A 13,385-nucleotide genomic window follows, 5' to 3' on the forward strand; every position below is an offset into this window, starting at 1 on the left:
CGACGCACTGGCCAAGGAGACAGGCATGAGTATCGAAGTACGCAATCTATCCAAGCGGTTCGGCCAGTTCCGCGCGCTGAACGATGTGTCGCTGCACATCGAGACCGGCGAGCTGGTGGCGCTGCTGGGACCGTCGGGCTGTGGCAAGACGACGCTGCTGCGCATCATCGCGGGGCTGGAGTCGGCCGATTCCGGCAGCGTGCTGTTCGCGGGCGAGGACGCCACCGCGGTGGACGTGCGCCAGCGCCAGGTCGGGTTCGTGTTCCAGCACTACGCGCTCTTCAAGCACATGACGGTGTTCGAGAACGTGGCCTTCGGCCTGCGCGTCAAGCATCGTTCGCAGCGCCCGTCCGAGGACCAGATCCGGCGCAAGGTGCACGACCTGCTGGGGCTGGTGCAACTGGACTGGCTGGCCGACCGCTATCCGGCGCAACTGTCGGGCGGGCAGCGCCAGCGCATCGCCCTGGCGCGCGCGCTGGCGGTCGAGCCGCGCGTGCTGTTGCTGGACGAACCCTTCGGCGCGCTGGACGCCAAGGTGCGCAAGGAACTGCGCCGCTGGTTGCGGCGGCTGCACGACGAACTGCACGTGGCCAGCGTGTTCGTGACGCATGACCAGGAAGAGGCGCTGGAAGTGTCCGACCGGGTGGTGCTGATGAACGCTGGCCGCATCGAACAGGTGGGCACGCCGCTCGAAGTCTGGGAAGGCCCGGCCACGCCGTTCGTCTATGGCTTCCTGGGCGACGTGAACCAGCTGCAGGGCACGGCCGCGCGCGGTGTGTGGGAAGGCGCCGGGCTGTCGCTGCCGGCCCCGGACCTGGCGCAGCCCGATGCGCAGCGCGCCACCGCATATGTGCGGCCGCACGAATTCGAGGTCGAGCGTTATCGCGCCGGCGCCGACGGCATTCCGGTGCGCCTGTCGCACGCCTATCTGGCCGGCCCCAGCGCCTATCTCGAACTGGCGCGCCAGGACTCGGACGCCATCATCGAGGCCGAGGTGCCGGAATCGCTCTATCAGGAACTGAACCTGCAGGATGGCGAGATCCTGCTGGCGCGTCCCCGGCGCGCTCGTATTTTCGCGGTGCAACCATGACGACTCTCTCTACCGAATCTACTGAACTCGAACCTGCCCTGGCGGCGCGCTGGCGCGAGCTGATCTCGCGGCTGCAGGATGTCCGGCGGCGCTACCCGGATGCCGCGCTGGCGTCTTCGCTGGCGGCCGAAGACATGGTGCTGACCCACGCCATCTACGACTCGGGCCTGGACCTGGAAGTCTTCACGCTGGACACAGGCCGGCTGCACGCCGAAACGCTGGGCGTGCTGGACGCGGTGAGCGCGCGCTACGGGCGCGAGGTCACGGTGTACCGCCCGGTCGCGGCGGCGGTCGACGCGCATGTGGCGGCGCACGGCGCCTACGCCTTCTACGAAAGCGTGGAACTGCGAAAGGCCTGTTGCCAGATCCGCAAGGTCGAGCCGCTCAAGCGCGCACTGGCGGGGCGCGGCGCCTGGATCACCGGTCAGCGCCGCGCGCAGTCGACCACGCGCGGGGAATTGCCGTTCGAAGAAGACGACAAGACCTTCGGCCTCTACAAGTTCAACCCGCTGGCCGAATGGAGCGAGGAAGACGTCTGGGCCGTCATCCGGACGCTCGGCATTCCCTACAACCCGCTGCACGACCAGGGCTATCCGTCCATCGGTTGCGAACCCTGTACGCGCGCGATCCGGCCCGGCGAGGACCTGCGGGCAGGGCGCTGGTGGTGGGAGTCGTCCGATTCCAAGGAATGCGGACTGCATGCGGGCAACCGGGTCATCAACATTGCGGCGCGCGCCGACTGACGCGGCCATGAATTCAAAATCGTTTTAGGGGAATACCTATGTCTGCTGTGATCCAACGCAGCCACCTGGATTGGCTGGAATCGGAAGCGATCTTCATCCTGCGCGAAGTGGCCGCCGAATGCGAAAAGCCCGTCCTGCTGTTTTCGGGCGGCAAGGACTCCGTGGTGCTGCTGCGCCTGGCCGAAAAGGCTTTCCGGCCGGGACGCTTTCCGTTCCCGCTGATGCACATCGACACCGCCCACAACTTCGACGAAGTCATCGCCTTTCGCGATGCGCGCGCGGCCGAACTGGGCGAAACCCTGATCGTGCGCAGCGTCGAAGACTCGATCAAGCGCGGCAGCGTCGTGCTGCGCCGCGAGACCGACTCGCGCAACGCGGCGCAGGCGGTGACGCTGCTGGAGGCCATCGAGGAGTTCGGCTTCGATGCCTGCATCGGGGGCGCCCGCCGCGACGAGGAAAAGGCGCGCGCCAAGGAGCGCATCTTTTCGTTCCGCGACGAGTTCGGCCAGTGGGATCCCAAGGCCCAGCGGCCCGAGCTCTGGAACCTGTTCAACACCCGCGTGCACCGCGGCGAGAACATGCGCGTCTTCCCGATCTCGAACTGGACCGAACTGGACGTCTGGCAGTACATCCAGCGCGAGCAGCTGGCGCTGCCGTCGATCTACTACGCCCATGAGCGCGAGGTCGTGCGCCGCAAGGGGCTGCTGGTGCCGGTCACGCGCCTGACGCCGCCGGCGGACGGCGAACAGGTCGAGCGCCTGTCCGTGCGGTTCCGCACGGTGGGCGACATTTCCTGCACCTGCCCGGTCGCATCCGATGCCGCCGACACGCTGGCCATCATCGCCGAGACGGCGGTGACCGACATCACCGAGCGCGGCGCCACGCGCATGGACGACCAGACTTCCGAGGCCTCGATGGAGCGCCGCAAGAAGGAAGGCTATTTCTGAATGCAAGACGCGCCGGCCCAAGCCGGCGCCTGGGGAACCACATGAACGCACTGAACGATTCCTTTCTTTCCGGCGCCGACAACGGCGTGCTGCGCCTCATCACGGCGGGCTCCGTCGACGACGGCAAGTCCACGCTGATCGGCCGCCTGCTGTATGACAGCAAGGGGGTCTTCGCCGACCAGCTGGACGCAATCTCGCGCGCCAAGCACAAACGGGTGGCTGGCGACGGCATCGACTTCTCGCTGCTGACCGATGGCCTGGAGGCCGAGCGGGAGCAGGGCATCACCATCGATGTCGCCTACCGCTACTTTTCCACGCCCACGCGCAAGTTCATCATTGCCGATGCGCCCGGCCACGAGCAGTACACGCGCAACATGGTGACCGGGGCGTCGACGGCCGATGTCGCCGTCATCCTGATCGATGCGACCCGCGCGGCCGACGGCAAGCTGCTGCCGCAGACCAAGCGGCACAGCACCATCGCGCGCCTGCTGGGCATACGCCACATCGTCGTCGCGGTGAACAAGATGGACCTGGTCGACTGGGACCGCGCGGTGTTCGAGCGCATCCGCGATGCGTACGCGGACCTGGCGGGCAAGCTGGGCATCGCGCATTTCGACGCGCTGCCCTTGTCGGCGCTGGGCGGCGAGAACGTCGTCACGCTCTCCGGCAAGACGCCGTGGTACGAGGGCCAGCCGCTGCTGGCGCTGCTGGAATCGCTGGACCTGTCGGGCGATGGCCGCGCCACGCCGCTGCGCTTTCCGGTGCAATGGGTGGCGCGCCACGGCGGCGATCGCACGGACGACTTCCGCGGTTACGCCGGCCGGGTGGCCAGCGGCGTGGTGCGCCCGGGCGACGCGGTGACGGTGCAGCCGTCGGGCGTAAGCGCGGTGGTGCAGGAGGTCCGCGCCTTCGATCGCGCGCTGGATGAAGCGGTGGCTGGCGATTCGATCACGCTGGTGCTGGACCGCGACGTCGACGTCTCGCGCGGCGACGTGATCGTGCACACGGCCGCGCCGGCCCAGGTGTCGCGCGAGTTCGAAGCCGAGCTGTGCTGGCTGGACGCGCAGGCGTTGAATCCCGCACGCAAGTATCTGCTCAAGTCCGGCACGCGGCTCACGTCCGCGAAGGTGCGCGCGGTGTTGTCGCATCGGGACATCCATGAGTTGCAAGAGGTCGAGAACACCGAAGGCACCTTGCGCATGAACGACATCGGCCGCGTGACGCTCACCACGCGCGAGTCGCTCGCGGTCGATCGGTACGACGATGTCGCGGCGACCGGCGCCTTCATCCTGATCGATGAAGCCACGCATCAGACGGCTGCCGCAGGCATGCTTCGGTAGGCCGCAAACGGGCTGGAAATCGCCCTTCCAGCCCGGGAATTTCGTGTTGTTTTTCGTCCAAACCCAATGCTGGCAAGGGTTTGCGGGCGATATCGCAAGATGAAATCGAATTGTTCAGACGATGTCTTCTTCTTGCGGTAAAGTTGGACTGTCTTACGAAAAGGGCTTTTGGTGCTTGTCAAAACCACTGTGTTTTTGTACAGTAGTTTTTATGGCACGCACCGATCATTCTTTTCCCGCCGGTTCTGGGTCCCCGGCTGCCGCCCCCGCCGCCTTGCGCGGTCGGGGTGCGGTTACTAATGTTCGGCATCGCTTCCAACGCGATGACCGTGTGCAGGTCGACGATGGCTGGTCCGCTTCCGGCCTGCCTGCCGATTTCGTGGATTCTGTCCCCGATTCTGCCCCCGATTCTTTCCACGATATTTCCCCGGCTGCCGGCGCCGTTGCCGGCTCTCCGGTCATTCCCATCCTGCCCGACACCCGTTGCGCGCCGCCTGCGCCCAAGACCACGGTCACCGCAGAAGAGGCGCGCAAAATGCTGTCGCGCAACGATTCGCCCGATATCCCCTTTGACGTGGCCGCCAACCCCTATCGCGGCTGCGAGCATGGCTGCGTGTATTGCTATGCGCGGCCCACGCATTCCTACCTGGGCTATTCCCCCGGGCTGGACTTCGAAACGCGCCTGGTCGCCAAGGCCAATGCCGTGCAGGCGCTGCGCACGGAGCTTGCCCGGCCCGGCTACAAGCCGTCACCGATCAATATCGGGTCGGCCACCGACGCCTACCAGCCCATCGAGCGCGACTGGCGCCTGACCCGCGGCATGCTTGAACTCATGCTTGAAACCCGGCATCCGGTCACCATCGTCACCAAGAACGCCCTGGTCGCCCGCGACCTGGATTTGCTGGCGGCGCTGGCCCAGCAGAACCTCGTGGTGGTCTACGTCAGCATCACCACGCTGGATGCCGGCATGGCGCGCACGCTGGAGCCCCGGGCGGCCGCCCCGTGGCGTCGCCTGGAAGCCGTGCGCAGCCTCACCGACGCCGGCGTGCCGGTGGGCGTGCTGGTGGCGCCGGTCATTCCCTTCATCAACGACGAATCCCTGGAACACATCCTCCACGAGGCCAAGGCCGCCGGCGCCCACTACGCCAGCTACACCGTCCTGCGCCTGCCCTGGGAGGTCAAGACCCTGTTCGAAGACTGGCTCAACGCCCACTACCCGGACCGCGCGCAGCGTGTCCTGCACCGCATCGAAGACCTGCGCAACGGCCGCCGCAACGATCCGAATTTCGGCTCGCGCATGCGCGGAACCGGTATCTGGGCAGACCTGCTGCGTCAGCGCTTCGAGGTCGCCACGCGCAAGCTCGGGCTCAACCGTACGCGCCTGTCGCTCGATTGCAGTCGCTTCCAGCCGCCCGCCGGGCCCGGCGCCTCGGCCTCCTTGTTCGACGGCGGGGCTGCCGGTTCATCTGGCGCTGTCCGTGGCAATGCCGCTTCCGATTTCCCATCCCCGGTTGGCGCGAAAGCGTCTTCAGGGGTCCCTTTTCCTGGTGGTTTGCCTGCGGTCAGCGGCGCATACGGGCGCGGCGAGCGCCAATTGCGCGCCATGGCGGCCGGCCAATTGTCCTTGTTCGATTGACCGCAGGCTGCCGTTGCCTCGGGTGCATGCCAGGGCGATCCGCCTCGGCGTTGGAACGTTACTCCAAGGAGTTCCCATGAACACCGCTGATATTTCCGTCCTGCAGGATGAGCTTGCCGTCTCCCTGAACCCGCTGCGCCGCGGCTCCAACCGCGCCCGCGCGTTTTACGCCCGCTTGAGCGGATTGGCCATGCCCTGGGGCGCCACCGCGTCGAGCCCGCGCTCGAGCGCCGCCCGCTGGCCGTTTCCGCCCGCGCCGACGCCGGATGAAGCCTCGACCGCCATGCCGACGCGCACTCCCGCGCCCGCCATCGCGCCGAGCGCGCCTGCCGTGCCTGCGGCAACGGCGCGCGACCACAGTCCGAGCGCGGCCGCCGCGCCCGCGGCAACGGCGCGCGACCACAGTATTGGGGACGCCAAGGTTCAGCCGGTGGCCAACCAGCTGACCATGAAAGCCATGGTCACCGACGTGTTGCTGGTGCTGGCCTGGGGCGCGATGATCCCCGGCTTGATGTGGTTGGGCGTTGCGGGCGGATTCTGATTGGTTGTCTGCGACCGCCGTGCGCCGTCAACTGGCGCCGAGCAAAATCACCCCCGCCAGGATCGACACGCAGCCGGCCAGCCGGCCGATGCCCACCTTTTCCCGAAGCAGGAACATGCCCGCCAGGGTGCCCAGCATCATGGACATTTCCCGGGCTGGCGCGACCAGGCTGAGCGGCGCGCCGTTGCGCAGCGCATACAGCACAAGGATGTACCCCAGCGGCGACAGAAATCCCACGGCCAGGGCCAGATGCCAGTGGCCGCGCATGGATTCCCATGAGTGCGCGGGGCGGCGCAGCATGTGCGGCGTCATCATCGCGGTGCGGGTCACACAGGTGAACCAGTCGAACAGCACCGGGCTGATCAGCAGCACTTTCACGCCGTAGGCGTCCACCACCGTGTACGCCGCAATGAACAAACCGATCACCACGCCCCAGCGCACGCCCACCCACGCCTGGGCCTGCTGAAAGATGGCAAGCCGTCCCTGGGTGGCAATGAGCAGCACCCCGGCCACCACGCACAACATGCCGGCGATGCCGGTGCTGGTGGCGGGCTCACCCAGCAGCAGGAAGGCGCCCGTGGTGGAAAGCAGGGGGCCGGTGCCCCGGGCAATCGGATACACCACCGACAGATCGGCCACCTGATAGCCGCGCTGCAGGCACAGGCTGTAGCCTAGATGCAACAGGCTGGATGCCAGGATCGCCCCGACGACGGGCCAGGTCCACGTCATGCCGTCGTGCGCCAGCACCCAGATTACCCACGGCGCATAGAGCACCGAGGCACAGAGGCCGTAGGCAAAGACGAAGGGCGCGCCCACCATGGCCGCGCGCTTGGCAATGAGGTTCCACGTGGCGTGGGCCATTGCCGCCAGGACGACCAATATCAGGGACGAGTACGACATGGGGGGAACAGCGTCAGATGACGTGTTTGTTACAGGAAGGTGGAAGGGTACCGCAAAGCTGGCTCGCGCCGCACATGTTACCCGAGGCGGCGCGGAATTTTTGGTGTAGAATCATCGGTTTGCCAAATCTCATCCTCTGCTTGCGGCATGGCAACGCAACCCGAGCAAGCCGGAAATCCGCCTGTCGGATCTTCCTGAAAGCCGGTTGCAATGCGCACGCATTTGGCTGGAATCGACCTGGATGCTGATATCGGATTCGATATCGTCGCCTGGGCCGCATGACAGCTACGCGTGAACAACATCGAACGGCAAAAGTCTTAGCCCGCAAAGGCATGATGATCTAGGAGTTCTCATGAACCTCATCGCTATCCTGGAACAGGAAGAAATTGCCCGTCTGACCGGCGGTCAAGCCAAGCCTGAATTTGCTCCTGGTGACACCGTCATCGTGAGCGTCAACGTCGTTGAAGGCACCCGCAAGCGCGTGCAGGCTTTCGAAGGCGTTGTGATCGCCAAGCGCAATCGCGGCCTGAACTCCGCGTTCACCGTGCGCAAGATTTCGTCGGGTGAAGCCGTGGAACGTACTTTCCAGCTCTACTCGCCGCAAATCGCCAGCATCGAAGTGAAGCGCCGCGGCGACGTGCGCCGCGCCAAGCTGTACTACCTGCGCTCGCGCTCGGGCAAGTCGGCTCGCATCAAGGAAAAGCTGGTCAGCAAGCAAGCCTCCGCGGCTTGATCGCTTATCGGTACACGGCCCTGCCAGTGTCGGACGTTCACGCCAATCCGCGTTTCCGTCCGGCACGGGTTTCCGGGTTAAAAAGGCACCTGCGAGGGTGCCTTTTTCTATTTTCTGAGCCGAATGTCTGATACCTCGTCTTCCGCGCGGCCTCGAAGGCCGCTGGCACGTCCCGGATTCGACCCGGCGACGCAGCCGTGGGTGGTGGCCAACGAATCGCTGCCTCCCGTGCCCACCAGTCTGCTCACGCCGGATTCGCTGCGGGGCACGCTGAGCCAGCCCTCCACGTGGACGCTGGAGCTTTCACGCGACAACGATCTGCGCTATCCCGGCCGCGAAGGCACGCCGGTGCCGGCCGCCGTGCTGATTCCGCTGGTGACGCGAGACGAGGGCGTACACATCATGCTGACGCAGCGCGCCGCGCACCTGCATGATCACGCCGGCCAGATCAGCTTTCCGGGCGGCCGCATCGAGACCAGCGACGCCACCCCCGTCGCGGCGGCGCTGCGCGAAGCACAGGAAGAAACCGGCCTGCCGGCCAACCACGTGGAAGTGCTGGGCAGCATGCCGCCGTATCTGACGGCCACCGGCTTTTCCATCATTCCCGTGGTGTCGCTGGTGCGTCCGGGTTTCGAGCTGGCGCCCGATGCGTTCGAGGTGGCCGAGGTCTTCGAGGTGCCGCTGTCTTTCCTGATGGATCCGGCCAATCATCGCCTCTATGAAGCCAGGCTCGATGACGGCCGCGTGCGCCAGTATTACGGCATGCCGTATGGCAAGTACTTCATCTGGGGCGCGACCGCCGGCATGTTGCGCAATCTGTATCACCTGCTGCGCCACGGGTTCACGCCGCGCTAGGCGTCAATAACGCTGCTGGCCAGCCAGGTTTTCTTCCAGGATGCGCTGGTACAGCGCGTAGCGCGCCGGATCGATGGTGCCCGCCTGCAAGGCCGCCACCACGCCGCAGCCGGGTTCGTGGCGATGCGTGCAGTTGTAGAAGCGGCATTGCTCGATGGGCTGGGTGAACTCCGGGAACCCGCGGATGATGTCTTCGCGGGTAAGGTGCTGCAGCCCGAAGGCCTGGAATCCGGGCGAGTCGATCAGGTCACCGCCGGGAGCGGGCAGGTGATAGAGGCGGGTGCTGGTCGTGGTGTGCTTGCCCATGTCCAGCGCCGTTGAATGCTCGCGCGTGGCCGCGGCGGCGTCGGGCACCAGTGCGTTGAGCAGCGTGGACTTGCCCATGCCGCTCTGGCCAAGCAGCAGGCTCGTGCGTCCGGCCAGGCGCGGAGCCAGCAGCGTCTGCACGTTCTGGGGCTCCAGCGCGCTCAGTTCTATTACGTCCACCCCCAGCGCGGCGATCGGGGCCAGGCGCGCGCGGGCGGCCGGCAGGTCGTCGGTCAGGTCGGTCTTGTTCAGGATGATGAGCGGCGAGATGCCCGCGCTCCACGCGCCTGCCAGCGCGCGGCCGGTGAGATCGTCCGAAAAGGTGGGCCGCACCGCGATGACGATCAGCAACTGGTCTACATTGGATGCGAACTGCTTGGACCGCATCTCATCGGACCGATACAGCAGATTGCTGCGCGGCAGGATGGCGTCGATGGCGCCTTCGTCCTTGCCCTGCGGCGTGATCCTGACGCGGTCGCCCACCGCGGCCCCGGCTTTCTTGCCGCGCGGAAAGCACTTGCGCAGGGCGCCGTCCGCCAGTTCCACCGTGTAGTGGCGGCCATGGGCGGCAATGATGCGGCCTTCCAAGGGGGCGCTCATGCGGCGGCCGCCATCAAGTGGCGAATGCGCACGGCGGCGGGGGGATGGCTGTCGTAAAAGGCGGAATGCACGGGGTCGGGTGTCAGGGTTGCAGCGTTGTCGTCGTAAAGCTTGACCAGCGCGGAGACCAGGCGGTCCGGCGAACTCTGTTCGGCGGCATAGCGATCCGCTTCGAACTCGTCGCGGCGCGAATACCAGCTGGCCAGCGGGGTCAACATGAAGGTAAATACGGGGATGACCAGGAAGAACAGCAGCAGCGCCATGGCGTCGTTGCGCCCGCCCAATTGCGGCAGCACGCCCAGGCCCACATAGAACCACGGCTGTTGGGCGATCCAGCCCAGGATCGCAAAGAACGCCAGCGCGGCGCCAAAGCTGAAGATGACGCGCTTGATGATGTGGCGCTTGGCGAAATGCCCCAGCTCGTGCGCCAGCACCGCCTCGATCTCGTCGGGGTTCAGGCGGGCCAGCAGGGTGTCGAAGAACACGATGCGGCGCGACTTTCCAAAGCCCGTGAAATAGGCGTTGCCATGGGCCGAGCGGCGCGAGCCGTCCATCACGAAGAGGCCATTCAAGGCAAAGCCGCAGCGCTGCGCCAGGCGCTGGATGCGGCCGGCCAGTTCGGGATCGGACAGCGGCGTGAATTTGTTGAATAGGGGCGCGATGAACATCGGGTAGATGATCAGCAGCGCCAGATTGAACGCCGTCCACAGCGCCCATGCCCAGACCCACCAGTAGGCGCCGGCGCTGCCCATCAGCCACAAGACCGCGGCTGCCAGCGGCAAGCCCAGCACTGCCGCCACCAGCAGGCCCTTGGCGGCGTCGGCCACGAACAGGCCCGGCGTCATGCGGTTAAAGCCAAAGCGCGCCTCCAGCTTGAACTGGCGCCACAGGGTAAAGGGCAGGCCCAAGAGGCCCAGCACCAGCGCCACCACGACCAGCAGCAGCATCTGGCGCACGAAGTCGTTGCTGGTAAGCTGGCTGACCGTCAGATCGATCCATTGCAGTCCGCCCAGCAGCGTCAGCGCCACCAGCACCAGGGCGTCATAGGTCCGCTCCAGCATGCCCAGCCTGACTCGCGCCACGGTGTAGTCGGCCGCCCGCTGATGGCTGGTCAGCCCGATGCGATGGGAGAATTCCGCAGGCACCTGGTCGCGATGGCGGGCGACGTGGCGGATCTGCCGGGACGCCAGCCACATGCGCACGGCAATATCGGTCAGCAGGAAGGCAACGAACAGCAGTGTGAACATGGGCAATGCGTCTGCTCAAGAAGGGATGTGCGAAAATCGCGTGTTTTATAGGCAAATTATATGGCTGCGAACGAAAATCGCCTGATCTGGCTCGACATGGAAATGACCGGGCTGGACCCTGAAAAAGAACGGATCATCGAAGTCGCCGTCGTGGTGACCGAGCCTGACCTGACGGTCGTGGCCGAGGGGCCGGTGATCGTGGTGCACCAGCCCGACAGCCTGCTCGACGCCATGGATAGCTGGAACAAGTCCACCCACGGCAAGAGCGGCCTGATCGACAAGGTCAAGGCGTCCACGGTGACCGAGGCGCAGGCAGAGGATACGCTGTTGGCGTTTCTGGCGCAGCATGTGCCGGCCGGCAAGTCGCCGATGTGCGGAAACACCATCAGCCAGGATCGGCGTTTCATGTTTGCGTACATGCCGCGCCTGGAGCAATTCTTCCATTACCGCAACCTGGACGTCAGCACGCTCAAGGAACTGGCGCGCCGCTGGGCGCCCGCGGTCTACAAGGGCTTCGAGAAAAAGAGCCGCCACGAAGCGCTGGCCGACATCTACGAGTCCATCGATGAGCTCAAGTATTACCGCGAGCACTTCCTGAAGGTCTGAGTGAACGCCTGAGCGTCGCGGCGTACACTCGGCATCAGACCGTGTCCTGGGCGAGTGGCCGCCCCAATCCTCATGCCGTCCTATTCCGTCCCGCAAATCCGCTTGGCCGAACAGCGCGCCCTGGCGTCGGGGCGCGCCCTGATGCCGCTGGCCGGCGCGGCGGCGGCGGCTTTCGTCACGGCCCGGTTTCCCGCCACGGCATCCATCCTGGCGCTGGCCGGTCCCGGCAACAATGGCGGGGACGCGCTGGAAGCCGCGGCTTTGTTGCTGCGGCAGGGCTTTGACGTCCACGTGGTGCTGCCTTCCGGGCCGGCCAGGCTGCCCGCAGACGCCGCCCGCGCCTGGACCGGCTGGCTGGCCGCTGGCGGGCAAGCCCGCACCCACGCCGCGCTACCGCCTGGACCGCCGCCAGACCTGGTCATCGACGGCCTCTTCGGCATCGGTCTGAACCGTCCCCTTGATGCTTCCTGGCAATCGCTGATCGATGCCGTCAACGCCATGCACACGCCGGTGCTGGCCCTGGACGTGCCCAGCGGCATCGACGCCGATTCCGGCGCGGCGCTGGGCCGGCCGATCCGGGCCCGGTGGACGCTGTCTTTCATCGCGGCCAGCCGCGGACTGGCGCGCCCGGGACCCGGGCGCGACGCGGCGGGGGAATGCCACGTCGACACCCTGGGCGTGGCCATGCCCGCCGAGCCAGATCCTCAGTCCTGAAGCCGCGCCGCGGATGACCCGCGCGGGGGCCGCGTCAGGCCGGCCGTCCGCCGAACCGCGACTCGACCTCGGCCGTCAGGGGCGTATAGCGTTCGTTGTCCTGCCCGGCCAGCGCATCCAGGTGGATTTCGGAATGCGTGAATACTTTCCAGTAAAGCCGCCCGCACAGGTCGCGCGCGGCGTGGCCGGGCCAGTTGTCGGGCAGCATGGGGGCGGGCAGTTGCGGATCGTGCAGCACGATCCGGCGCCAGTTGTGCAGCACCATGACCCGCACCATGAAGGCCTCGGCGGGCGAGGGCGCCTCTTCCAGCAGCTTTTCCAGCGGGCCGAAATTGCGCGAGAACAGCCGGTACTGCTCGGCCACGTCGTCCAGGTTCCAGCATTGGCTGGCCAGGCTGGCGATGGGCAGCCCGCCCGCGCCGGCCAGGTCGCGGGCCGACAGCACCAGGGCGCGGTCCGGAATGCCCAGCTTTTCGAGGATGTCGTGCGCGGCGCGCGCCTCGGTGTGCGGATGCGCGAAGAGGCCGGGCGCGATCATCCCGAAACCTTCCCACGTGAGTTCGCGGCGCAGTTCGCCGCGCTCGGCCAGGCCGTTGCCCGTGCGCGGCAGCGCGACCAGCGTCCATTCCCCGTTCCAGTCCTGCGCCGCCCCTTCGTAGATGCGCTGCGACGCGTGCGAGGTATGGCGCGCGCCCTGTTCCGAAATCAGGTACAGGCTGCGCCGGCCGTGGCGTTCGGATTGCAGCCAGTTCTGCGCCACCAGTCGAAAGACGCTGGTGCGCAGCAGGCGTTCATTGATGCCCAGGGGCGCCAGCAGCTCGATCAGGCTGCCCAGCCAGATGGCGCCGCCATGCGGGGCCAGCGCATCGCCCAGCACACTGACACACAGCGATTTTGCGCGAGGCGGATCGCTTTTCAATAAGCGGGACAGCGTGCGTTCCAGGGGCGACTGAGGGTTTGCCATAAGAGGGGCCGGAGACGGCCGATATCGGGATCCTGGATATGATACATAAATCCAATGTGATACAGATTTGAGTTTGACAATGAATTTTTTGTATTAAATAATCCGCCTATGACATGACGGCACTGCGCAGCGTTTGCCTTGCGTTTTCGCAAACCGTCTCAAG

The 13,385-nt window shown here is 66.2% G+C and carries 14 protein-coding genes; 10 read left to right on the forward strand and 4 right to left on the reverse strand.

Going from position 1 to position 13,385, the window contains the following annotated elements; all coding sequences use genetic code 11:
- Positions 1-25: 25 nt before the first annotated feature.
- The 6 genes from BXA00_RS16815 to BXA00_RS16840 all read left to right on the forward strand — a co-directional run bounded on the left by BXA00_RS16815 (position 26) and on the right by BXA00_RS16840 (position 6,297).
- Positions 26-1,090 carry a sulfate/molybdate ABC transporter ATP-binding protein gene (locus tag BXA00_RS16815; protein WP_076519589.1) on the forward strand — a complete coding sequence of 355 codons (1,065 nt, stop codon included), beginning with the start codon at positions 26-28 and terminating at the stop codon, positions 1,088-1,090.
- Entirely contained in the window at positions 1,087-1,833 is a 747-nt protein-coding gene (locus tag BXA00_RS16820) for a phosphoadenylyl-sulfate reductase (RefSeq protein WP_076519591.1), read from the forward strand. Before BXA00_RS16815 ends, BXA00_RS16820 begins: the two co-directional genes overlap by 4 nt.
- Before the next feature lie 38 nt (positions 1,834-1,871).
- A complete protein-coding gene (cysD, locus tag BXA00_RS16825) occupies positions 1,872-2,780 on the forward strand; it encodes a sulfate adenylyltransferase subunit CysD (protein ID WP_076519593.1) in 909 nt (302 codons plus the stop codon).
- Positions 2,781-2,821: 41 nt separating this feature from the next.
- Positions 2,822-4,120, forward strand: coding sequence for a sulfate adenylyltransferase subunit 1 (locus BXA00_RS16830; RefSeq protein ID WP_076519595.1), 1,299 nt, complete (start codon positions 2,822-2,824; stop codon positions 4,118-4,120).
- A gap of 211 nt (positions 4,121-4,331) precedes the next feature.
- Entirely contained in the window at positions 4,332-5,756 is a 1,425-nt protein-coding gene (locus tag BXA00_RS16835; RefSeq protein WP_076519597.1) for a PA0069 family radical SAM protein, read from the forward strand.
- 76 nt (positions 5,757-5,832) lie between these two features.
- Entirely contained in the window at positions 5,833-6,297 is a 465-nt protein-coding gene (locus BXA00_RS16840) for a hypothetical protein (protein WP_076519599.1), read from the forward strand.
- A 27-nt stretch (positions 6,298-6,324) separates the two neighbouring features.
- On the opposite strand, the gene BXA00_RS16845 is transcribed toward BXA00_RS16840, so the two are convergent.
- Positions 6,325-7,197, reverse strand: a complete 873-nt coding sequence (locus tag BXA00_RS16845; RefSeq protein ID WP_076519601.1) for a DMT family transporter — start codon at positions 7,195-7,197, stop codon at positions 6,325-6,327.
- Between the two features lie 352 nt (positions 7,198-7,549).
- On the opposite strand from BXA00_RS16845, the gene rplS reads away from it, so the two are divergent.
- Together rplS and BXA00_RS16855 are read left to right on the forward strand one after the other, a co-directional pair.
- Complete coding sequence (gene rplS / locus BXA00_RS16850; protein WP_056567581.1) at positions 7,550-7,930, forward strand: 50S ribosomal protein L19; 381 nt, start codon at positions 7,550-7,552, stop codon at positions 7,928-7,930.
- Positions 7,931-8,053: 123 nt separating this feature from the next.
- A complete protein-coding gene (locus BXA00_RS16855) occupies positions 8,054-8,785 on the forward strand; it encodes a CoA pyrophosphatase (protein ID WP_076519603.1) in 732 nt (243 codons plus the stop codon).
- Between the two features lie 3 nt (positions 8,786-8,788).
- Here BXA00_RS16855 and rsgA read toward each other — a convergent pair whose 3' ends face one another.
- Positions 8,789-9,691, reverse strand: a complete 903-nt coding sequence (gene rsgA / locus BXA00_RS16860; protein WP_076519605.1) for a ribosome small subunit-dependent GTPase A — start codon at positions 9,689-9,691, stop codon at positions 8,789-8,791.
- The gene (locus BXA00_RS16865; protein ID WP_076519607.1) at positions 9,688-10,938 is read right to left on the reverse strand and encodes a M48 family metallopeptidase; all 1,251 of its coding nucleotides are present in this window, start codon (positions 10,936-10,938) and stop codon (positions 9,688-9,690) included. The genes rsgA and BXA00_RS16865 overlap by 4 nt, the downstream gene beginning before the upstream one ends.
- Positions 10,939-10,998: 60 nt before the next feature.
- On the opposite strand from BXA00_RS16865, the gene orn reads away from it, so the two are divergent.
- Together orn and BXA00_RS16875 are read left to right on the forward strand one after the other, a co-directional pair.
- Positions 10,999-11,544 carry an oligoribonuclease gene (gene orn, locus BXA00_RS16870; RefSeq protein ID WP_076519609.1) on the forward strand — a complete coding sequence of 182 codons (546 nt, stop codon included), beginning with the start codon at positions 10,999-11,001 and terminating at the stop codon, positions 11,542-11,544.
- A gap of 72 nt (positions 11,545-11,616) precedes the next feature.
- Complete coding sequence (locus BXA00_RS16875) at positions 11,617-12,258, forward strand: NAD(P)H-hydrate epimerase (RefSeq protein WP_076519611.1); 642 nt, start codon at positions 11,617-11,619, stop codon at positions 12,256-12,258.
- Positions 12,259-12,292: 34 nt separating this feature from the next.
- Here BXA00_RS16875 and paaX read toward each other — a convergent pair whose 3' ends face one another.
- On the reverse strand, positions 12,293-13,222 hold the full coding sequence (gene paaX, locus BXA00_RS16880) for a phenylacetic acid degradation operon negative regulatory protein PaaX (protein WP_076519612.1): 930 nt from the start codon (positions 13,220-13,222) through the stop codon (positions 12,293-12,295).
- Between the last annotated feature and the right edge of the window lie 163 nt (positions 13,223-13,385).

The sequence above is a fragment of the Achromobacter sp. MFA1 R4 genome (genome assembly GCF_900156745.1).
Classification (GTDB): domain Bacteria; phylum Pseudomonadota; class Gammaproteobacteria; order Burkholderiales; family Burkholderiaceae_B; genus Achromobacter.